This is a genomic window from Streptomyces sp. NPDC055243 (assembly GCF_044544025.1).
In the GTDB taxonomy this organism is placed as follows: Bacteria; Actinomycetota; Actinomycetes; order Streptomycetales; family Streptomycetaceae; genus Streptomyces.
The window spans coordinates 916,015-935,693 of the sequence record NZ_JBITWR010000001.1; the positions used below are offsets into that span (position 1 = coordinate 916,015).

Sequence of the window (19,679 nt, forward strand, 5' to 3'; positions counted from 1 at the left end):
TGCCTTAGTTTAGGCTTCCCGACGAGCCCCCTGTCTTCGCTCGAAGGGAAACCTGATCATGTCTCGCCCTCTGCGGGTAGCTGTTGTCGGAGCCGGTCCGGCCGGCATCTACGCCGCCGACGCGCTGCTGAAATCCGCAGTGGCGGTCGAGCCCGGTGTGTCGATCGACCTCTTCGAGCGGATGCCCGCGCCCTTCGGCCTCATCCGCTACGGCGTCGCCCCCGACCACCCCCGGATCAAGGGCATAGTCACGGCCCTGCACCAGGTCCTCGACAAGCCGCAGATCCGCTTCTTCGGCAACGTCGACTACCCGAACGACATCGACCTGGACGACCTGCGCAGCTTCTACGACGCGGTGATCTTCTCGACCGGCGCGACGGCCGACCGGGCCCTCGACATCCCCGGCATCGAGCTGGACGGCTCGCACGGCGCCGCGGACTTCGTCTCCTGGTACGACGGGCACCCGGACGTGCCGCGCACCTGGCCGCTCGACGCGGAGAAGGTCGCCGTGCTCGGCGTCGGCAACGTGGCGCTCGACGTGGCCCGCATCCTGGCCAAGACCGCGGAAGAGCTCCTGCCGACCGAGATCCCGCCGAACGTCCACGAGGGCCTCAAGGCCAACAAGACGCGTGAGGTCCACGTCTTCGGCCGCCGTGGCCCCGCGCAGGCCAAGTTCAGCCCGCTCGAGCTGCGGGAGCTCGACCACTCCCCGAACATCGAGGTCATCGTCGACCCCGAGGACATCGACTACGACGACGGCTCGATCGCGACCCGGCGCGGCAACAAGCAGGCCGACATGGTGGCGAAGACGCTGGAGAACTGGGCGATCCGCGACGTCGGCGACCGCCCGCACAAGCTGTTCCTACACTTCTTCGAGTCGCCGACCGAGATCCTCGGCGAGGACGGCAAGGTCGTCGGTCTGCGCACCGAGCGCACCGCCCTCGACGGCACGGGCAACGTCAAGGGAACCGGCGAGTTCAAGGACTGGGACCTCGGCTCCGTCTACCGCGCCGTGGGCTACCTCTCCGACGAGCTGCCCAAGCTGCCCTGGGACGTCGCGTCGGGCACGGTGCCGGACAAGGGCGGCCGGGTCATCGAGGAGACCGGCGAGCACCTCCAGTCGACGTACGTCACCGGCTGGATCCGCCGCGGTCCCGTCGGCCTGATCGGCCACACCAAGGGCGACGCCAACGAGACGGTCGCCAGTCTCCTGGACGACCACGCGAACGCCCGTCTGCACACGCCCACGGCCCCCGAGCCTGCGGCCGTGGACACCTTCCTCGGCGAGCGGAACGTCCGCTTCACCACCTGGGAGGGCTGGTACCGCCTCGACGCCGCGGAGAAGGCACTCGGCGAGGCGGAGGAGCGCGAGCGCGTGAAGATCGTCGAGCGCGAGGACATGCTCAAGGCGAGCGGCGCCTAAGAGGTCCCGAGTTCCCCCAGTACGTCCTGTGTGTGCTCGCCCAGCCGGGGGGCCACCCGGCGGAAGGTCTCCAGACCGGCGCCGAAGATGACGGGGAACCGTGCCTGCGGCCCGGCACCGGGCGCGTGTGACTCCTCGAAGAGTTCGCGTGCCCGGGCCTGTGGGTCCGCCAGGAGCTCGGCGGGGTCGGTGAACACGGGGGCCCAGGGCGCGTCGAGCGCGGTGAGGCGCTCGTGCCACCAGGCGTGGTCACGGGCCGCGAAGACCTGCGACAACAGGTCGTGGACCTCCTGCTTGGCCGCCGTGCGGGCGGCGCGACGGTCGTAGGCGGGGGTGTCCAGGACCGGGAACTCGGCGGCGAGGCCGGTGCGCAGGCGGAGCCAGAACTTGTCCTCGAAGGTCGCGAGGGACAGCAGCTTGCCGTCCGCCGTCGTGAAGATGTCGTTGTCCCCTTGGACCAGACCGGCGTCCAAGGGGTCCTCGACGTCGAGCAGCGGCAGGGCGAACAGCGAGCACCAGGCGGTGATCGACTCGCTGAGCGACACATCGATGTGCTGGCCCTCGCCGCCTCCCGCCAGGGCGGCCGCCAGTGCGAGGGCGGCGTGCATGGCCCCTGCCATGTCACCGATGCGGACCCCGGGCCGGGTGACCCGCCCGTCGAGCCGGCCGGGCACGGCGAAGAACCCGGACAGGCCGAGGAAGTTGAGCTCGTGGCCGGGCCTGCCGGCGTAGGGGCCGCTCTGGCCGAAGCCGCTGAGCGAGCACAGTGTGATGCGTGGGTTGGCCGAGCGCAGCACGTCGTGGCCGAGGCCGAGCCGGTCGAGTGTCCCGGGGCGGAAGCTCTCCACCACCGCGTCGGCCGTGCCGACCAGACGCAGGAACGTCTCCCGGTCGTCCGCGGCGCGCAGGTCGAGCGTGACGGACCGCTTGTTGCGGTTGAGGGCGGCGAACAGGGCGGGGGCCAGGCGGACCGGATCGCCCCCGGTCGTCGGATCCTCGATCTTGATCACATCAGCGCCGAGGTCTGCCAGCAGGGACGTGGCGTACGGGCCCGGCAGCAGCCGGGAGAGATCCAGGACGCGCTTGCCCGCCAGCGCGGACCAGGTCGGCTCCGCCGAGGGGTTGGGGGACCGCATGGTGCACACCTTCCGGGGGGCGGGAACAGGGGACGGGCGGGTCAGACCTGGAACGCCAGGAGCTTGGCGATGCCGTTGCGCTGGATCTCGGAGGTCCCGGTGAGGATGCGGAACATGCGGATCTTGCGGAACAGGAACTCGATCTCGTTGCCCTGGGTGAGGCCTTCCTTGCCGTGGATCTGGACGGCCTCGTCGAGGATCCGGAAGGCGGACTCGGCGACGAAGAGCTTGCACATGAACGCCTCGGCGTGCGCGTCTCCGCCCTTGTCCAGTGCCGCGAGCGCCGCGTACGTCATGGAGCGGGCCGCGTAGAACTCCGTGGCCATGTCCGCGACCTTGTGCTGGATGGCCTGCAGCGCGAGCAGGGGCTTGCCGCCCGCGACCTTGCGGTGGCGGGTGCGGTCCAGGGTCAGGTCGATGGCGCGGCGGGTGGCGCCGATGACGGTGGGGCAGTGCAGCAGCCGGTTGGTGGTGACGCGGCCGAGCGCGATGCGCATGCCCTTGCCCTCCTCGCCCAGGAGGTTGGCGGCGGGGACGTGGCAGTCGTCCAGGACGATGTCGCTCTCGATGTGCTCGCCGGACATCGGCGTCGCGCCGTCCTCGACACGGCATCCGGGGCTGTCGAGATCGACGAGGAAGGCGGAGAACCGCGGCTTGTCGCCTTCTTGTTCGCCGGTTCCGGCCATGCGGGCCACGACGATGGCGAAGTCGGCGAACGGTCCGGCCGACGAGAACACCTTGTGGCCGGTCAGCCGGTAGCCCTCGCCGTCGGCGTCACGGACGGCCGTGGTGCGCATGGAGCGGACGTCGGAGCCCGCGTCGGTCTCCGTGAGGGAGAAGCAGCAGGCGCGCTCGCCGCGGACCAGGGGCAGCAGGTACTTGGCGAGCTGGTGGTCGGCGGCGTGCTTGAGGATGTCACCCGCGCGCAGCGGACCGCCCATGTCGCCCAGGACGCTGTGGGCGAGGACCCGGCCACTGGCCCCGATCTCCTCCTTGAGCGCGGCGAGTTGGGTGAAGGTGAGGTTCTGGCCGCCGTACTCCTCGGGCAGGTGGATGCCGTAGAAGCCGAGCTCGCGGCTGCGGCGCCAGATGGGTTCGAGGTCGGCGCGCGTCAGGCGGCTCTCGTGGGTGAGGCCGCGCTCGCGTTCATGGTCGGCGAGTTCGCCGTCCAGGTAGTCGCGCAGCCGGTCGACGAGGTCGGCCAGGTAGGGGTCGTCGTAGGTGGGGCGCAGGGAGAAGGTCATGTCCGGTCGTTCCTCGTTCAGGGGGAGGGGGCTGGGTGCGCGGATGGATCAGTTCACGCGTCGGACGGCGTCGGCCCAGAACGGTTCGCGCACGGCCTTGCGGTCGAGCTTTCCGTTGCGGTTGTGGGGGAGTTCGGCGACGAAGTCCACGGAGCGCGGCTTCTTGAGCCGGTCCAGGCGCTCGGCGCAGAAGGCGATGAGCTGCTCCGCGGTGACTCCGGCGTCGGGCTTTGCCACGACGACGGCCTTGACGGCCTCGCCCCACGTCTCGTCCGGCACGCCGATCACGCAGGCTTCGCGGACGGCGGGGTGGTCGTAGAGGGCGGACTCGACCTCGGTGCAGTAGATGTTGAACCCGCCGGAAATGATCATGTCCTTCTTGCGGTCGACGAGGAAGAGATAGCCGTCCTCGCGCATCCACGCCAGGTCACCGGTGTGCACCCAGCCGTCGCGGAAGGTCTCGGCCGACAGCTGCGGCTCCTGCCAGTACTCCCGTACGCAGTCCGGCCCGCGCACGATGACCTCGCCGATCTCGCGCGGCGCGCGCTCGCGGCCGCTCTCGTCGACGACCCGGATCTCGGTGTCGTACGAGGCCCTGCCGCAGGACTGCAGGAGCTCCGGGTCCTCCTTGACCGCGTGGGCGATCTCCTCGCTGCTCAGTCCGGCGACCACGCTGGTCGTCTCGCCCAGGCCGTACCCCTGGGCGACGACCGGTCCGAAGAACTCCACGGCGTCGCGCAGGCGCTGCGGCGAGATGGGCGCACCGCCGATGCGCACACTGGTCAGCGACGACAGGTTCCGCGCCGACGCGCCGGGATGGGCGAGCACCATGTTGAGCATGGCGGGCACGAGGAACGTCGCGGTGATGCGCTCCTTCTCCACCGCATCGACGAACGCCTCGGGGCTCCAGGTGGGCAGGACATGCGTCGTCGAGCCGCCGAACACCCCGGCGAGCAGGCCCATGCCGGTGGCGTGGGTGATGGGGCCGCAGGCGAGATAGCGGGTGCCGGGCCGCGGGCGGGACTCGTCGCTCATCAGCTGCTTGCGCATGTTCGCAAGCCGGTTGCCGACCGTCTGCACGGCGGCCTTGAGGGCGCCGGTGGAGCCGGAGGTGAAGTTCAGGACGCAAGGGGTGTGCTCGTCGACGTCGACGGCGACCGGCTCCTGGCTGCCTTCGGCGAGGAGCGTCTCGTAGGCGACGGCCGGTGTTCCTTCCTGGGACGGACCGTCGAGCGGGACCGGCAGGCAGTCGGTGCCGGCCGCGGCGATGGCGGCGAGCGCGTCCTCGCGGTGGGCCGCGTCGAAGACGAGGGCGCGTACGGGGGCGTAGCGCAGGATGTGCGCGATCTCCCCGCGGCCCAGGCGGGCGTTGACCGGGGCGCGCATCAACCCCGCCTTGTAGAGGGCGAATTCGACCTCCACCAGCTCGCCCCGGTTCCAGGCGAGCGAGGCCACGGCGTCGCCGGGGCGCAGGCCGCGGGCGAGCAGCGCGGAGGCCAGCCGGTCGGTGGCGGTGTCCAGCTGGTCGAAGGTCCACGAGCGGTCACCGCAGACAAGGGCCGTCGCCTGGGGCCAGTAGCGGGCGCTGCGGGTCAGATAGGTGCCGAGGTTCATCACGGTTCTCCGGAGCAGAGGAGCAGAGGAGCAGAACAGGGGAGCGGGCAGCACGAAGCATGCAAATAAACATGATGCTCAATAACGGACAGCTTGTTCAGTAACCTCTGAACTGTCAAGGGTCTTCTAGACTGGGGCCGCAATCACGACTGCGGGCGAGGAGGGCTTACATGGCCGAGGACAGGCGGACACGACGTTCGCGACGGGCTCTGGGCTCGGCGTTGGTGGAACTGGTCCTCGAGCGCGGGTTCACCGCGCTGACCGTGGAGGACATCACCGAGCGCGCCGACGTGGCACGCGCGACCTTCTACGCGCACTTCAAGGACAAGGAAGGCCTGTTCGCGCGCGTGACGTCCGACCTGCTCGACGAGCTCGGCGAGAGGCTGCGCCCGACCATCGCCGACAGCGCCGTCGGTTTCACCGGCAAGCCGGTCCTGGAGATGCTGCGGCACGCCCGCGAGGAGCGTGATCTGTACCGGATCGTGCTGCGCGGCGAGGGGGACGGCAAGCCGCTGCAGATGTTCGTGGACACCTGCGCGCGGGCCACCGCCGAGGAGTTCCGCGCCCGTGCCGACCGCAACGGCGTCGAACCGCGCATCGACGCCGACCTCCTCGCCCGCGTCTGGGTGGGCGAACAGATCGCCGTGCTGCGCTGGTGGGCCGAGCAGGAGGCGCCGCCGATGCCCGCCGAGGAGGTCGTGCGCCAGCTGCTCGACCTGGCCCTGCACGGCCGCTACTGGGCCAGCGGCTTCGACGCGCCGGCCTGAGCGGGCCCGTCGGGGGTGAGGCCGAGGCGCCGCGCGTCCCGGTCCGGCCGTATGTGCAGCAGTGCCGTGAGGCCGGACAGGAGCATGACCGCCGCGGCGAGCAGGAACGAGGCGGTGTAGCCCGCGCTCTGTGAGTCCGCGGTGTCCAGCAGGTGGCCGGTGAGAACGGGGGCGATGAGTCCGGGCAGCGTCCCCGTCGCGGCCACGATGCCGAAGAGGGCTCCGCGTTGATGGGTGGGGACGACGGCGGCCGTCGTCATGTAGTGCAGGGGGAAGACGATGGCGTGCCCCCCGAACGCCACGCCGATCACGAGGACTTGGAGCCATCCGTCCCCCACGAACGAGAGGCTCGCCATGGCGAGCCCGGCGACGACGACGGCGATCCCCTGCGGCGCGCCCGTCGCCCAGCGGCTGGAAACGCCCCGCCGGTTCAGCGCGTCGGCGAACGGTGAGACCGCCAGGAGCAGGACGAAGCTGAAGGCGGAGATGCCGCTGATGACCGTCGCCGCGCCACCCGGTGTCATGTCGAGCTGGGTCCTGAAGTACGCCGGCAGCCACGCGTGACTGAGCGCCAGCGCCCATGACGCGCCGAAGGCACCCGCGATGCTCCCCAGGACCGTGCCGTTCAGGAGGAGTTTCCGGTACGGGAGCCGGAGTTCGCGCGGCTGCGCGGCGCTCGTGCCGCCGGAGCCGCCGGAGCCGCCCGAACCGCCCGTGCCGGAGTCGCCGGGGTGCGGGCGCGACTGCCCGAACGGCCCGTCGTGCCCGACCCGCCACCAGATGAGACTCCAGGTCAGGCTGGTCACCGCGAGCGCCGCGAACGCCGAGCGCCATCCGAAGGCCGTGATGAGCCAGGTGACGACGGGCGCCGCGACGAGGGTGCCGAGTGCGGCGCCGCTGATCTGCAGCGCCGACGGCAGCCCGCGCCGGTCGTAGGGGAACCACTTGTACAGCGCGTGCATGGACATCGAGGCGGCGGGCCCCTCGGCCGCGCCGAGGAGCACCCGCCCCGCGATCAGCGTCGGCACCGCCGCCACGACCAGCACGGGCAGTTGGGCCACCGCCCACAGCAGGGCCATGGTGAACAGCAGGGCCCGGCTGGAGACGCGCGCCGAGACGAACCCGACGACGAGCCCGGACAGGCTGAACAGGATCGAGAACGAGCTGGAGATCAATCCGTACGTGCTGTTGCTGATGTCCAGCTCATCCATGATCGGGACGGCCGCGAGCCCCAGAACGGACTTGTCGGCGTAGTTGATCAGCATGAACGTGACGATCATCGCGGTGATCAGCCAGGCGCGCCGCCGGTCGAACTCGGGTGACGCCGGGCTGTCTTCGAGGGGCGGCAGGGGTGAGGTGTGCGGGATGGCCATGGGGACTCCTGCGGTCGGGGGAGCAGGGGCGGGTGTGGCGAGAGGGCATGCGGAGGAGAGGCACGCGGAGGCCCGGAGTTCGAGGTCGCGGCAGTGTCACCGTAATGAACAGTCTGTATGTTAACGATTAGAGTGAAGTGAATCTATGGCTTGATGATGCCGACTTGATGCTGCTGACAGGAGCGATCCATGACGCGACCCATGACGCGATCCATGACCGAGACCGCACCACTGAGTGACCTCATGTGGACCCGCGGATACACGGACCCCGACTGGGTCCGGCGCTACACGACCGCGGGCCGCGAGATCTCACCCAGCCGACGGGTGTGGCGGGGCGCAGGGCCCTCCTCCGCCCTCCCCGCCAGGCCGCACGACCTGGACGCCCTGGAGATGTCCGCTCCGGACGGGTCCACGCTCAAGCTCCCGGAGCTGTTCGCGGCCGCCCGGACCGACGCCCTCGTGGTGCTGCACCGCGGCTCCGTCGTCTATGAGCGACACCTCGATGGGACGGAGCCGCACACGCCCCACTTCAACGCCTCGGCCGCCAAGTCCTACCTGGGCCTGGTGGCGGCGATGCTCGCGCACGAGGGACTCCTGGACCGCACGGCCCTGGCCTCGCACTACGTCCCCGAGCTGGCGGGAACGGCCTTCGGCGAGGCCACGGTCGACCACCTGCTCCACATGGGCACGCACATGAGCTACGCGGGCCGACGCTTCGACAAGGCCATCGAGGCACAGCGCTACTTCGCCGTCGTCGGACACCAACTCAGGCCCTACGGCTACAACGGCCCCACCAGCATCCGCGAGCACTTGGCCACCGCACGGGCCACCGGCGCACCGGGCACCGAGTTCCGCTACGAGAACGGCAACGTCGAAGCCCTCGCCGAAGTCCTCCGTCGGATCACCGGGATCAGCACCTCCGCCCTGCTCGGCGAACTGATCTGGTCCCACCTGGGCGCGGAGGAAGACGCGTACTACATCCTCGACGGCGAAGGCGTCGAAGCGGCGTGCGGCGGATTCAGCGCCACGGCCCGCGACGTGGCCAGGCTCGGCGAGATGCTCCGCCGCGGTGGCACGGTCGGGGAGCGGCAGGTGGTGCCGGAGGCCGTCGCCACCACCATCGCCAGCGGGGTTCCCGACGGCTATCCCCGGCGCGTCCGCTTCCCGGCCGCGCCCCCCGACTCGCCCGCCACGTTCTCGTACCACGACCTGTGGTGGATCCTGAACGACCCCTACGACTCCTACATGGCCAGCGGAATCCACGGCCAGCGCCTGTTCGTCTCACCCCGACTGGATCTCGTCGTCGTCCACTTCGGATCCCAGGTCATGTCCCCCTCCGTGCCACCGGCCCCGCTCGTCCAGGCCTTCCTTCAGATCGGCACCCACCTCACCTCCGGGAACTGAGCGGGAACCAGAAGAGAGCCGCGGCCGACCACTGGTGAGCACGTCCCGAACGACGCGGACGGCTCACTGGATCGAGGTCGCGGCAGCATGCACTGGTACGAGGACGACGGATTCTGGTCCGACTTCTCCGAGACGATGTTCTCCGAGCGGCGGCGTGCGGAGACGGCGGACGTCGTCGCCCACTCGCCGCTGCTCGGGTTCCCGGCGGGCAGCCGCGTCCTGGACCTGTGCTGCGGGCCGGGCCTGTACCTGGTGCCGCTGGTGCGCCGCGGCTACACGGTCACCGGAGTGGACCTCAGCGCCGAGCTACTGAAGCGCGCCCGCGCCGTGTGCGACGACGCCGCGGTCGATGTGCGCCTGATCCGGGCGGACATGCTCACCCACGTCGAGCCGGACGCGTACGACGTGGTGCTCAACGTCTTCACCTCCTTCGGCTACTTCGACGACCCGCGGGACAACTTCCAGGTGCTGCGCAACGCCCATGACTCGCTGGCGCCGGGCGGGCAGCTGCTCATCGACGTGATGGACAAAGAGGTGCTCGCCGGCTGGATCGGCCGCCCCCAGATCGTCGAACTCGACGGCGCGTACGTGGTGCAGCGCGACACCGTCCTGGACAGCTGGACCCGGCTGCGGACCGACTGGACGCTCGTGCGCGACGGGGTCGCGCGCGAGGCCTCGATCACCTCCTTCCTCTACAGTGCGGCCGAGCTGCGCGCCCTCTTCGAAGAGGCGGGCTTCACCGACGTGGAGTGCTTCGGCGGCTTCGACGGCGCGCCCTACGACCACCGGTCGCGGCGCCTGATCGTGCGAGGAACCAAGCCCGGTCGGTGACCGGGCAGTTCATGAATCGCCGGGAACTCGGCGGCGACGCCCGCCGACTAACTGGATCGTGCCGCACCGCGCGGGAGCGGCGCGCCGCTGTGAACTGCCCGATGGGTGAAGGGACTTCATGACCGAGGCCACAACCGGGGCCGCCTCCCCGAAGACAGCCCCCTACGAGCCGACGGCCGGCAAGGCGGGCCGCGGGCGGCTCGTGACCACGCTGACGGTGCTCTCCGTGACGCTGGTGATCTCCGTGCTCGCCGGGATCGCGCTCGGGCCGACCGTCGTGCCGCTCGGGGACGTCGTACGGTTCCTGACCGCCGCCCTCACCGGCGGCAGCATCGGCGCCGACGAGGTGAGCGGCTACTCCATCGTCTGGCACGTGCGCACCCCGCGCGTGCTGCTCGCCGCCGTGGTCGGGGCCGGGCTCGCCGTCGTCGGCGTCGCCATCCAGGCGCTGGTGCGCAACGCCCTCGCGGACCCGTTCGTCCTCGGCATCTCCTCCGGCGCCTCGGTCGGCGCCACCGCGGTCGTCGTCTTCGGGGTCTTCGCCTCTCTGGGTGTCTACGCCCTGTCCGCCGCCGCGTTCCTCGGGGCGCTCGGCGCCACCGTCCTGGTGTATCTGGCCGCGCGGGGGCCGCTGGGCCTGACGCCGTTGCGGCTCGTGCTCACCGGGGTCGCGCTGGCGTACGGGTTCCAGGCGCTGATGAGCGTCCTCGTCTTCCTCTCCCCGAACGGCCAGGCCGCCCGCACGGTGCTGTTCTGGCTCCTGGGCAGTCTCGGCTCGGCGTCCTGGGAGTCGCTGCCGCTGGCGGCCGGCGCCGTCCTGGTGACGGTCGTGGTGCTGCTGCGCCAGAGCCGCTCGCTCGACGTCCTCTCGCTGGGGGACGAGACCGCGGCCAGCCTGGGGGTGGACGCGGAGGCGCTGCGCCGCCGCCTGTTCCTCCTCACGGCGGCGGTCACCGGGTTGATCGTCGCGGTCAGCGGCGCGATCGGCTTCGTCGGGCTCGTCCTGCCCCATGTCGTGCGCATCCTCGTCGGCTCGACGCACCGCCGGGTCCTTGCCGTCGCACCGCTCGCCGGGGCCTGCTTCCTGGTCTGGGTCGACCTCGTCGCCCGTACCGCGTTCGCCCCCGAGGAACTGCCGCTCGGGGTGATCACCGCGCTGATCGGCGTACCGGTGTTCATCGTGCTGATGCGCCGCCGCGGCTATCTGTTCGGAGGGCGGTAGATGACCCTCGTACTGCGCGAGCTCACGGTTGAGGCGGCGGGGCGCGCCCTGGTCGACCGGTTGAACATCGAGGTGGCGGCCGGGCGGATCGTCGGGCTCGTCGGCCCGAACGGGAGCGGCAAGTCCACCGCGCTGCGCTGCGTCTACCGGGCGCTGAAACCGACGTCGGGCGCCGTGCTCCTGGACGGCGACGACCTGACCTCCCTCAAGCTGCGCGACAGCGCCCGCTCCATCGCCGCGCTCACCCAGGAGAGCCACACCGAACTCGACTTCACCGTCGAAGAGGTCGTGGCGCTCGGCCGCGCCCCGCACGCACGCGGCAACCAGCCCCTCACCGCACGCGAACACGCCCTGTGCCGCCAGGCGATGGACCGTCTCGACGTCACCCACCTCGCGGACCGCAGTGTGCTCACCCTCTCCGGCGGCGAGCGGCAGCGCGTGCTCGTGGCGCGCGCCCTCGTCCAGGAACCCCGCGTCCTGGTCCTCGACGAGCCCACCAACCACCTGGACATCCGCCACCAGGTCGAGCTCCTCTCCTTCCTGCGAGGATCGGGCCTCACCGTGCTCACCGCCCTGCACGACCTCAACCTGGCGGCCGCCGCCTGCGACAGCATCGCCGTCCTCAGCGCCGGCTCCCTGGTCGCCACGGGCAGCCCGGCGGAGGTCCTGAACCCCGAGCTGATCCGCAAGGTGTTCGGCGTCGACGTCACCGTCGTGCACCACCCGCGCACCCAGGCGCCCCAACTCGTCTACGACCTCGCCCCCACCGGCACACCGGCACCCGCCGACGCCCTGTCAGAAGGACCGCACTCATGATCCGACCACCGCTGCCCCGCGCCCTGGCAGCCGCCGCCCTCCTCACGACCGGGCTCCTGACCACCGGCTGCGGCGCCGAGGTCGAGCCGACGGCGAAGAACAAGGCGGAGACGGTCACCGTCTCCAACTGCGGCAAGGACGTCACCTACACCCGTCCCGAGCGCCCGGTGGCCTACGACGTCAGCGGCGCCGAGAAGATGTTCTCCCTCGGCCTCGCCGACCGCATGCGCGGCTACGTCATGAACAAGCTCGGTGACCCTTCCATCAAGGGCTCGCCCTGGCGCGCGGACTACGCCGACGTGGAGCGCCTGGGCACCGAGCGCATCACCCGGGAGATCGTCGTCGACGCCAAGGCCGACTTCGTCCTCGCCGGATGGAACTCCGGCTTCAGCGAGGAACGCGGCATCACCCCCGCCCTTCTGAAGAAGGTCGGGTCCGCCAGCTATCTGCACACCGAGACGTGCTGGGACTACGGCGACAAGAGCGTCGACGTCACCCCGCTGGAGGCGCTCTACACGGACCTGGACAACCTGGGCCGGATCTTCGGCGTGCAGAAGCGGGCCGAGAAGGTCGTCACCGACCTCAAGGGCCGCGTCACCGCCCTGAAGAAGACCTGGCCCGAGAAGGGCGATCCGGCCAAGGTCTTCGTCTACGACTCGGGCACCGACCAGCCCTTCACCGCGGGACGCCACGCCGCGCCGAACGACATCATCAAGGCCGCCGGTGGCACGAATGTCTTCGACGGCCTCGACAAGGGCTGGACGACGGTGGGTTGGGAGCCCGTGATCAAGGCGAAGCCCGAGGTCATCGTCATCATCGACTACGCGGACCAGCCCGCCAAGGAGAAGATCGCCTACCTGAAGTCGCTCTCCAGCCTGCAGTCGGTCCCGGCCGTGAAGGAGAGCCGCTTCTTCGTCATGTCCTACGGCGACGCCGTCAGCGGCCCGCGCAACGTCAAGGGCGCAGAGGATCTGGGCGGCTACCTCCGGTCGGTGGGGCGATGACCTCCTTGATCCCCTCGCCGCCTTTGCGTACGGCAGAAGCCCCCGTGGTCACCGTCCACGGGCACATCACCGACGCGATGAAAGCCCCCGACCTGCTGCGGCTCTCCGACAACGTCGTGCTCGCACGCTTCGAGACGATGAAGGTGTACGCGGCGCTCGGCGCCGTGCGCACCCTCCTGGAGCACGGCACCGTGCGGCCCGGCCAGACCCTCGTCGACAGCTCGAGCGGCATCTACGCGCTGGCCCTCGCCATGGCCTGCCACCGCTACGGCCTCGGCTGCCACATCGTCGCCTCCACCACCGTCGACACCGCGATGCGCGCCCAGCTGGAGATCCTCGGCGCCACCGTGGACCAGATGCCGCCTTCGGACAGCCTGCGGCTCGACCAGGAGCGGCGGGTGCGCCGCGTGCGCCAACTGCTCGCGGAACGCACCGACCTGCACTGGATGCGCCAGTACCACGACGGTGTCCACTACGCCGGCTACCAGGAGTTCGCGGACCTGGTCGACGCCGCGCTGCCCGACGCCCCGCTGACCGTGGTCGGAGCCGTCGGCACCGGCGCCTCCACCGGCGGACTGGTCCAGCCGCTGCGCCAACGCGGCCGGAAAGTAAGGCTGTTGGGGCTACAGCCCTTCGGCAGCGTCACCTTCGGCAGCGAGGGCTTCAGCGACCCGGAGGCGATCATCGCCGGGATCGGCAGCTCGATCCCCTTCGACAACGTGCGCCACGACCTGTACGACACCCTCCACTGGGTCGACTTCCGGCATGCCATGGCGGGAGCCGTCGACCTGCTGCGCGCGCACGCGGTGTTCGCGGGCCTGTCCACCGGGGCGGCGCACCTCGTCACGGCCTGGGAAGCGGCCCGCAACCCGGACCGGACGCACCTGGTGATCGGCGCCGACACGGGACACCGCTACACCGAACGGGTGTTCTCCCGTCACCAGGAGGCGCTCGACCCGCGCGCCCTCAAGCCGCACCAGATCACGGACCTGGCCGACCTCGCGCTGCCGTGGTCGGCGATGGAGTGGAACCGGCGCAGCTACGACGTACGCATGAACAAGCACGACAAGCACGACAAGGAAGGGAAGGCGTCGTGACCATCGCCGCCCTGGAAGCACTCACCTTCGGCCTCGGACGCCTTGTGGAGGCGGCCGGTACCGCCGGCCACCGGCTCTGCCTGCTCACGGGCGACCGCGCCGTCTACCGGCACGAACTGGAGCGTCTGGAACCGGGAGCGCTCGACATCGTCGACGTCGACACCCGCGACGCGGCAGCCTCCGCCGTGGCCCTGGCCGCCGTGCCCGGTCTGAAGGGGCTCATCAACTCGACCGACACCTGGAGCGTGCCGGGCGCGGACCTCGCCGCCGAACTCGGCCTGCCCGGACCCGACCCGGCCGCGGTCCGTCTGCTGCGGGACAAGTCCCGCGTACGCAACCTCCTCCACGCACAGGGCCTGAGCCGCGGCCCCGCCCTCACGATCCCGGCCGACCCCGCGGCGGCCGACGAGGTGCTCCAGAAGATCGGCCTGCCGGTGGTCCTCAAGGACTCCGCGGGCACCTCCTCCCGCAACGTCTGGCTGGTGCGCGACGAACGGCAGCTGCATGCCGCTCTCCGGGAAGCGGCCCACCGCTCCTTCTCCGGGCGGCTGTTCGCGGAGCCCTTCTTCGCCGGTCCCGTCTACAGCGCGGAGACGCTCGGCTGGGCGGGGGAGACGAAGCTCCTGGGCGTGCTCAGCCGCCAGATGTCCCCCGAGCCGTCCGTCCGCGAGGAGGCCGCCGCCTTCCCCGTCGCCCTGCCGGAACCGGAGTTCGCCCTGATCCAGGACTGGGTGGGACGCGTCCTGAAGACCGCGGGCCATGACGCGGGCTTCGCGCACGTCGAGTTCGTCCTCACCACCGACGGCCCTGAGCTCGTCGAGATCAACCGGCGCATCGGCGGGGCGCTCGTCGGCGAGGCACTGTGCCGCGCCCTGCGCACCAACGTGTACGACGCGATGGTCTCCGTGGCGCTCGGCCTGCGCCCCGCCCTCCTCGACGCACCGGCGGCCACGGGCCCCGCCACGGGATTCGTCCTCGTCTACCCCGACCGTCCCGGCACCCTCACCGGATGGACCGGCGTGGAAGGCCTCGCCGCCTTCCCCGGCTCGCCCGAGTGGTACCCCACCGCGGCCCCCGGTGACCGCCTGGCGCACGTGAGCGACCAGCGCGGCTGCACCGGGATCGTCCTGGCCGAGGGCGCGACCGCGGAACTCGCCCTGCACCGCGCGCTCAGCGCGGCCGGGAGCATACGGCCGCTCGTCGCCGCCGACGCCCCACAGTGACGCTCCTCGGCAAGCCGCGCGGGCGCCTGCGATCGGGCCTCGCGCGGCTCACCGGGCCGCAGCGGTTCCTGCTGGCCGGGTCGTTCCTGATCCCGCTCGGCAGCTTCGCCGTGCTGCCCTTCATGTCGGTGCTGCTCCATCAGCGGCTCGGCATGGGGCTCGGCACGGTCGGCGTCGTGCTGGCCGTCGCCTCGCTGGTGCAGTTCTCCGGAGGCGTGGTGGGCGGCGCGATCGCCGAGCGCATCGGGCTGCGGCGCACGATGCTGCTCGCCCTGGTGATCCGCACGGCGGGCTTCGCCTGCTTCCTGCCCGGCCTTCACCATCCGGCGGCAGCCGTCTTCGCCCTCTTCCTCGTCTCGGTCGGCGCCGCGCTCTACCTGCCCGCGAACAAGGCGTACTTGATACACGAGGTACATGAGGTCGATGAGGAACAGCGCCCCTTGCTGCTGTCCGCGAGCAGCTCCGCGCTGAACGCGGGCATCGCCCTGGGGCCGCTCGCGGCGGCGCCGTTCGTCCTCGGCGCATCGGCCGGACTCTTCACCGCGGTCACCGCGCTGTTCGCGGCGATCACGGTGGGCCATGTGCTGCTGCCGGGGGAGGGCCCCGGCCACGGGCGGGCCGTCGGGGCCGGACAGGAAGGCCGACCTGCCCACCGGGAACGGGTGTTCACGGGTATCGCCGTACTGCCCTTCGCGACCACCGTCCTGAGCCTGTACGTCTTCATGTTCTTCCAGCACTACCTCGCGCTGTACGCGGTGCCCCGCACCTCGACGACGTACTACGGCCTGGTCCTCGCGTTCTACGCCCTTCTGCTCGTCGTCGCCCAGCCCCTCCTCGCGGACTGGATCACGCGCCTGCCCTACACCCGGGCCCTGGGGGTCGGCTTCGGCGCGATGGCCGTCGGCATGGCCACGCTCGCCGTCGGCAACCACGCCGCGATCCTGGCCGGGGCCCTGCTCGTCTGCGTCGGCGAGATCGTCCTCTTCTTCAAGAACGACCTCGAGGCCCTGGCCCGGTCGCCCCGCGCACCCGCCGTCGTGTTCGGCCACCAGCGGCTGGCGGCCGGAATCGGCGCCTTCGCCAGCGGAGTCGCCGGGGGCGAGGGCTACCAGCTGGCCGAGCGCGGCGGCAGCGCAGGGCTGTTCTGGGTCGCGGTCGCCGCGCAGTGCGCCCTTCTGCCGCTGCTCCTGAGGTGCTGGTCCGCTCTCACAGGCCGAGGTCGCTGAGGCCGGGGTGGTCGTCCGGGCGGCGGCCGAGCGGCCAGTGGTACTTGCGGTCGGACTCCTGGATGGGCAGGTCGTTGATGCACGCGTGACGGACACGCATCAGGCCGTCGTCGTCGAACTCCCAGTTCTCGTTGCCGTATGAGCGGTACCAATGCCCGGAGTCGTCGTGCCACTCGTAGGCGAAGCGCACCGCGATGCGGTTGCCGTCGTGCGCCCACAGTTCCTTGATCAGGCGGTAGTCCAGCTCCCGGACCCACTTGCGGGACAGGAAGGCGACGATCGCCTCGCGCCCCGTGACGAACTCCGCGCGGTTTCGCCAGCGGGAGTCCTCGGTGTAGGCGAGGGCCACCTTCTCGGGGTCGCGGGAGTTCCAGCCGTCCTCGGCGAGGCGGACCTTCTCGGCCGCGGTCTCCAGGGTGAACGGCGGGGCAGGCGGGCGTGCGGTCATGGCTCTCTCCTGAACGCTGGAACGCTGGTACGCCACCACGAGAACGGTCGTTCTCCGGTGTGGGACCCACGATAGGAGAACGCTCGTTCTCGCGCAATGATGCGGGAGCGCTCAGGGCCGTAGTAAGGTCAGAGAACGCCCGTTCTCAGCTTGCCGCCCTCGCCCCCTGGAGCTCTCATGGACCGCGCCGAAGCGGAGGTCAGACTCCTCGACGCCGCCGAGAGGCTCTTCTACGAGCGCGGTATCCAGGCCGTGGGCATGGACCAGGTGCGTGCGGCCTCGGGCGTCTCGCTCAAGCGGCTGTATCAGGTCTACCCCTCGAAGTCGGAACTGGTCCTCGCCTGCCTGGAGCGCCGCGACTTGCGCTGGCGCACCCGGCTCGCCGAGTACGTGGAGAGCGGGCCGGACGGGGTGGAGCGCGTCCTCGCGGTCTACGACTGGCTCTACGAGTGGTTCTCGGAGCCGGACTTCCGGGGCTGCGCCTTCATCAACTCGTTCGGCGAACTCGGTTCCGTCGACCCGGCGGTGGCCGACATCGTCCGCGCGCACAAGAGCGCCTTCCACGACTACATGGCAGGACTTGTGGCCGACGCGGGCGCGTCGGGGCAGACTGTCGGCCCGTTGGTCCTGCTCGCGGAGGGGGCCATGACGACGGCCGCGACAACAGGTTCACCCGAACCGGCGCGCCAAGCCCGGCTGGGCGCCGCCCAGTTGCTGGCGGCGCGCTGACCGCCGGTCACGGACCGCCGGTCGCTCCACAGGAAGGCAGAAAGAAGCGGGAAGAAGACTGATGGCGAAGACGTATCGCATCGGTTTCGGCACGCGCCTGATCAACGGCGTGTTCCGGACGATGACCCGGTTCGGGATCGGTAAGGGCTACCGGTACATCCTGACCGTGCGCGGCAGGAAGTCGGGCCGCATGTACTCCACCCCGGTCGACGTGATGTCGGACGGGGGCGAGCGCTGGGTCGTCGGCGCCTACGGGGTGAGCAACTGGGTGCGCAACGCCCGCGCGGCCGGGCAGGTCGAGCTCAGCAGGGGCGGCACGTCGCAGACCGTGCGCGTGGTCGAGCTCGGCCCCCAGGAGAGTGTCCCCGTCCTTCGTCAGTACTGGCGTGAAGTGCCCGTCACCCGCGCCTACTTCGACGTGACGGCCGACTCGACGGACGAGGAGTTCGCCGCCGAGTCGGTACGTCATCCGGTGTTCCGCCTGGTCTAGGTCAGCCGGCCTTCGCCCCCGTGTGCAGCGCCAGGGCGCCGCGCGCGGGCAGGGTGGTCTCGATCTTCCCGTCGTCCCCGATGGTGACCGTGTTGCCGTCGCAGCTGTCCGCGGATGCCTTGGCGACGTTGCAGTACGTGCCGCCGGGCAGGGAGGTCGAGAACGTCCGGGTCAGCTCGCCGTCGCCGTTGTTGAGGGCGACGAAGCCCTTGGCGCCGCGGCCGAAGGCGAGGGCGCTGCCGCCGTTGTCCCACCAGTCGGTCAGCTCCGCGCCGCCCACCTCGTTGCGGAACCCGACCAGGCCGGTGATCGCCTGCTGGGTGTGCGTGTTCGTCCAGCCGTCCGCGCCGCTGGGCGGTCCCGCGTCCTTGTCGGACCACTCGTAGCCGGAGTACACGTTCGGCGAGCCGTAGGGGGACGCGAGCATGAAGACGTTGGCCAGGGCGTAGGTCGCGCCGTCCTTGTAGGTGAGCGTCGAGCCGTTGCGCTCGGTGTCCCAGTTGTCGACGAACGTACGGGCCGAGCCGCTGCCCAGCTTGCCGTCCGCCACCGACTTCAACTGCGCGATGTCGCCGCCCTGGAAGGCGCTCTTGAGGTGCCCGCCGTAGCGGAACTCGTCGACGTCCCCGATGCCGGTGTACTCGTCGGGCTGGACGGCCTCCCCGCCCCCGTGGATGACCTCCGACACCCAGAATCCGGGGTCGCTCATCTTGCTCTTGATGGCGGCGATGTCGTCGGCGGCCATGTGCTTGGCGGCATCGATGCGCAGGCCGTCCACGCCCAGGGACCGCAGGTCGTCGAGGTACGCGGCGATCTTGCCGCGCACCGCGTCGCTGCCCGTGTCGAGGTCGGCCAGGCCCACCAGTTCGCAGTTCTGGACGTTGTCACGGTTGGTGTAGTCGTTGATACTCGTGCGGCAGGTGTGGAAGTCCGCGTCCTGGAAGTAGCCGGGGTAGTCGTACTTGCCGTACTGCGTGCCGCCGGTGCCCGTGCCCGCGCCGGCCGCCATGTGGTTGATGACCGCGTCCGCGATGACCTTGACGCCCGCCTCGTGACAGGCGTCGACCATGCTCTTGAAGGCGGCGCGGTCGCCGAGGCGCCCGGCGAGCTTGTAGCTGACGGGCTGGTACGAGGTCCACCACTGGTCGCCCTGGATGTGCTCGGAGGCGGGTGACACCTGGACGTAGCCGTAGCCCGCCGGGCCGAGCTCATCGGTACAGGCCTTGCCCACGTCCGCGAACTGCCGCTCGAACATGGTGGCGGTGACGGTCCTGTCGCCGGGCGGTGTCGCCTGCGACTGCGAGGGCGCGAACGTCGCGAGTCCGGCCGCAGCCAGGACCCCGGCCGACGTGGCGCCGAGCAGGCGGTGACGGTGCTGCATGGTGCGGCTCCTTCGAGACCGGGCACAGCAGTGCCCAAAGAAGGGCAGCCACTCGTGGGGGGAGGCTGCCGTGGGGGGATTCCGATGCGGAGCCTGCCGCCCACGCATGTACGCGTCAATACTTTCTGCAAGATATTTCAACTACCGCTGTCAGGTGCGGGTGTTGGTGTCCATTGCGACGGATGTGGCCGCGATCTCGACGCCTGGATGGCTTGGCTGTACGGCGCGACCTGCGGGGAGTCCTGCTGCAA

18 protein-coding genes are annotated in these 19,679 nt (G+C 70.6%); 12 read left to right on the forward strand and 6 right to left on the reverse strand.

The features are described 5' to 3' along the window. The first annotated feature begins 58 nt into the window (after nt 1-58). Nucleotides 59-1,423, forward strand: coding sequence for an FAD-dependent oxidoreductase (locus ACIGXX_RS03955; RefSeq protein WP_351156148.1), 1,365 nt, complete (start codon nt 59-61; stop codon nt 1,421-1,423). Here the strand turns inward: ACIGXX_RS03955 and ACIGXX_RS03960 are convergent. The 3 genes from ACIGXX_RS03960 to ACIGXX_RS03970 are packed head-to-tail and all read right to left on the reverse strand — an operon-like array spanning nt 1,420 to nt 5,417. Further along, entirely contained in the window at nt 1,420-2,559 is a 1,140-nt protein-coding gene (locus ACIGXX_RS03960; protein WP_361464741.1) for a CaiB/BaiF CoA-transferase family protein, read from the reverse strand. The genes ACIGXX_RS03955 and ACIGXX_RS03960 overlap by 4 nt on opposite strands. Nucleotides 2,560-2,600: 41 nt before the next feature. Beyond that, nucleotides 2,601-3,803, reverse strand: coding sequence for an acyl-CoA dehydrogenase family protein (locus ACIGXX_RS03965; RefSeq protein WP_399972455.1), 1,203 nt, complete (start codon nt 3,801-3,803; stop codon nt 2,601-2,603). A 48-nt stretch (nt 3,804-3,851) separates the two neighbouring features. Beyond that, nucleotides 3,852-5,417, reverse strand: coding sequence for a class I adenylate-forming enzyme family protein (locus ACIGXX_RS03970; protein WP_399972458.1), 1,566 nt, complete (start codon nt 5,415-5,417; stop codon nt 3,852-3,854). A gap of 170 nt (nt 5,418-5,587) precedes the next feature. Here ACIGXX_RS03970 and ACIGXX_RS03975 point away from each other — a divergent pair, with 170 nt between their 5' ends. Then, nucleotides 5,588-6,184 carry a TetR/AcrR family transcriptional regulator gene (locus ACIGXX_RS03975; RefSeq protein WP_361464732.1) on the forward strand — a complete coding sequence of 199 codons (597 nt, stop codon included), beginning with the start codon at nt 5,588-5,590 and terminating at the stop codon, nt 6,182-6,184. On the opposite strand, the gene ACIGXX_RS03980 is transcribed toward ACIGXX_RS03975, so the two are convergent. Continuing rightward, nucleotides 6,151-7,557 (reverse strand): MFS transporter, encoded by a 1,407-nt coding sequence (locus ACIGXX_RS03980; protein WP_399972462.1) that lies wholly within the window; start codon nt 7,555-7,557, stop codon nt 6,151-6,153. The genes ACIGXX_RS03975 and ACIGXX_RS03980 overlap by 34 nt on opposite strands. A gap of 189 nt (nt 7,558-7,746) precedes the next feature. Here ACIGXX_RS03980 and ACIGXX_RS03985 point away from each other — a divergent pair, with 189 nt between their 5' ends. The 8 genes from ACIGXX_RS03985 to ACIGXX_RS04020 all read left to right on the forward strand — a co-directional run bounded on the left by ACIGXX_RS03985 (nt 7,747) and on the right by ACIGXX_RS04020 (nt 16,380). Then, on the forward strand, nt 7,747-8,961 hold the full coding sequence (locus ACIGXX_RS03985; protein WP_399972465.1) for a serine hydrolase domain-containing protein: 1,215 nt from the start codon (nt 7,747-7,749) through the stop codon (nt 8,959-8,961). 87 nt (nt 8,962-9,048) lie between these two features. After that, nucleotides 9,049-9,792, forward strand: coding sequence for a class I SAM-dependent methyltransferase (locus tag ACIGXX_RS03990; protein ID WP_399972468.1), 744 nt, complete (start codon nt 9,049-9,051; stop codon nt 9,790-9,792). A 202-nt stretch (nt 9,793-9,994) separates the two neighbouring features. Then, nucleotides 9,995-11,014 carry a FecCD family ABC transporter permease gene (locus ACIGXX_RS03995; RefSeq protein ID WP_383824450.1) on the forward strand — a complete coding sequence of 340 codons (1,020 nt, stop codon included), beginning with the start codon at nt 9,995-9,997 and terminating at the stop codon, nt 11,012-11,014. Next, nucleotides 11,015-11,830: an ABC transporter ATP-binding protein gene (locus ACIGXX_RS04000; RefSeq protein ID WP_361464718.1), complete on the forward strand. Its 816-nt coding sequence runs from the start codon at nt 11,015-11,017 to the stop codon at nt 11,828-11,830. After that, nucleotides 11,827-12,834 (forward strand): ABC transporter substrate-binding protein, encoded by a 1,008-nt coding sequence (locus ACIGXX_RS04005; RefSeq protein WP_361464715.1) that lies wholly within the window; start codon nt 11,827-11,829, stop codon nt 12,832-12,834. Before ACIGXX_RS04000 ends, ACIGXX_RS04005 begins: the two co-directional genes overlap by 4 nt. Next, complete coding sequence (locus ACIGXX_RS04010; protein ID WP_399972472.1) at nt 12,831-13,931, forward strand: pyridoxal-phosphate dependent enzyme; 1,101 nt, start codon at nt 12,831-12,833, stop codon at nt 13,929-13,931. The genes ACIGXX_RS04005 and ACIGXX_RS04010 overlap by 4 nt, the downstream gene beginning before the upstream one ends. Then, nucleotides 13,928-15,154 carry an ATP-grasp domain-containing protein gene (locus ACIGXX_RS04015; protein WP_399972475.1) on the forward strand — a complete coding sequence of 409 codons (1,227 nt, stop codon included), beginning with the start codon at nt 13,928-13,930 and terminating at the stop codon, nt 15,152-15,154. Before ACIGXX_RS04010 ends, ACIGXX_RS04015 begins: the two co-directional genes overlap by 4 nt. Continuing rightward, complete coding sequence (locus ACIGXX_RS04020) at nt 15,151-16,380, forward strand: MFS transporter (RefSeq protein ID WP_399972478.1); 1,230 nt, start codon at nt 15,151-15,153, stop codon at nt 16,378-16,380. The genes ACIGXX_RS04015 and ACIGXX_RS04020 overlap by 4 nt, the downstream gene beginning before the upstream one ends. Here ACIGXX_RS04020 and ACIGXX_RS04025 read toward each other — a convergent pair. Further along, nucleotides 16,361-16,828 carry a DUF1348 family protein gene (locus tag ACIGXX_RS04025; protein ID WP_399972481.1) on the reverse strand — a complete coding sequence of 156 codons (468 nt, stop codon included), beginning with the start codon at nt 16,826-16,828 and terminating at the stop codon, nt 16,361-16,363. The genes ACIGXX_RS04020 and ACIGXX_RS04025 overlap by 20 nt on opposite strands. Before the next feature lie 177 nt (nt 16,829-17,005). On the opposite strand from ACIGXX_RS04025, the gene ACIGXX_RS04030 reads away from it, so the two are divergent. Both ACIGXX_RS04030 and ACIGXX_RS04035 read left to right on the forward strand, forming a co-directional pair. Further along, nucleotides 17,006-17,557, forward strand: coding sequence for a TetR/AcrR family transcriptional regulator (locus ACIGXX_RS04030; RefSeq protein WP_361464705.1), 552 nt, complete (start codon nt 17,006-17,008; stop codon nt 17,555-17,557). 61 nt (nt 17,558-17,618) lie between these two features. Further along, the gene (locus tag ACIGXX_RS04035; protein WP_361464702.1) at nt 17,619-18,047 is read left to right on the forward strand and encodes a nitroreductase family deazaflavin-dependent oxidoreductase; all 429 of its coding nucleotides are present in this window, start codon (nt 17,619-17,621) and stop codon (nt 18,045-18,047) included. Between the two features lies 1 nt (nt 18,048). Here ACIGXX_RS04035 and ACIGXX_RS04040 read toward each other — a convergent pair whose 3' ends face one another. Then, nucleotides 18,049-19,428: an alpha-amylase family protein gene (locus ACIGXX_RS04040; protein WP_399972486.1), complete on the reverse strand. Its 1,380-nt coding sequence runs from the start codon at nt 19,426-19,428 to the stop codon at nt 18,049-18,051. Nucleotides 19,429-19,679: the final 251 nt, after the last annotated feature.

What these genes read in the sequence shown, in the direction of transcription:
- ACIGXX_RS03955 (WP_351156148.1), top strand. Translation starts at nt 59, where the DNA reads ATGTCTCGCCCTCTGCGGGTAGCTGTTGTCGGAGCCGGTCCGGCCGGC.
- ACIGXX_RS03960 (WP_361464741.1), bottom strand. Translation starts at nt 2,559, where the DNA reads ATGCGGTCCCCCAACCCCTCGGCGGAGCCGACCTGGTCCGCGCTGGCG.
- ACIGXX_RS03965 (WP_399972455.1), bottom strand. Translation starts at nt 3,803, where the DNA reads ATGACCTTCTCCCTGCGCCCCACCTACGACGACCCCTACCTGGCCGAC.
- ACIGXX_RS03970 (WP_399972458.1), bottom strand. Translation starts at nt 5,417, where the DNA reads ATGAACCTCGGCACCTATCTGACCCGCAGCGCCCGCTACTGGCCCCAG.
- ACIGXX_RS03975 (WP_361464732.1), top strand. Translation starts at nt 5,588, where the DNA reads ATGGCCGAGGACAGGCGGACACGACGTTCGCGACGGGCTCTGGGCTCG.
- ACIGXX_RS03980 (WP_399972462.1), bottom strand. Translation starts at nt 7,557, where the DNA reads ATGGCCATCCCGCACACCTCACCCCTGCCGCCCCTCGAAGACAGCCCG.
- ACIGXX_RS03985 (WP_399972465.1), top strand. Translation starts at nt 7,747, where the DNA reads ATGACGCGACCCATGACGCGATCCATGACCGAGACCGCACCACTGAGT.
- ACIGXX_RS03990 (WP_399972468.1), top strand. Translation starts at nt 9,049, where the DNA reads ATGCACTGGTACGAGGACGACGGATTCTGGTCCGACTTCTCCGAGACG.
- ACIGXX_RS04000 (WP_361464718.1), top strand. Translation starts at nt 11,015, where the DNA reads ATGACCCTCGTACTGCGCGAGCTCACGGTTGAGGCGGCGGGGCGCGCC.
- ACIGXX_RS04005 (WP_361464715.1), top strand. Translation starts at nt 11,827, where the DNA reads ATGATCCGACCACCGCTGCCCCGCGCCCTGGCAGCCGCCGCCCTCCTC.
- ACIGXX_RS04010 (WP_399972472.1), top strand. Translation starts at nt 12,831, where the DNA reads ATGACCTCCTTGATCCCCTCGCCGCCTTTGCGTACGGCAGAAGCCCCC.
- ACIGXX_RS04025 (WP_399972481.1), bottom strand. Translation starts at nt 16,828, where the DNA reads ATGACCGCACGCCCGCCTGCCCCGCCGTTCACCCTGGAGACCGCGGCC.
- ACIGXX_RS04030 (WP_361464705.1), top strand. Translation starts at nt 17,006, where the DNA reads ATGGACCGCGCCGAAGCGGAGGTCAGACTCCTCGACGCCGCCGAGAGG.
- ACIGXX_RS04035 (WP_361464702.1), top strand. Translation starts at nt 17,619, where the DNA reads ATGGCGAAGACGTATCGCATCGGTTTCGGCACGCGCCTGATCAACGGC.
- ACIGXX_RS04040 (WP_399972486.1), bottom strand. Translation starts at nt 19,428, where the DNA reads ATGCAGCACCGTCACCGCCTGCTCGGCGCCACGTCGGCCGGGGTCCTG.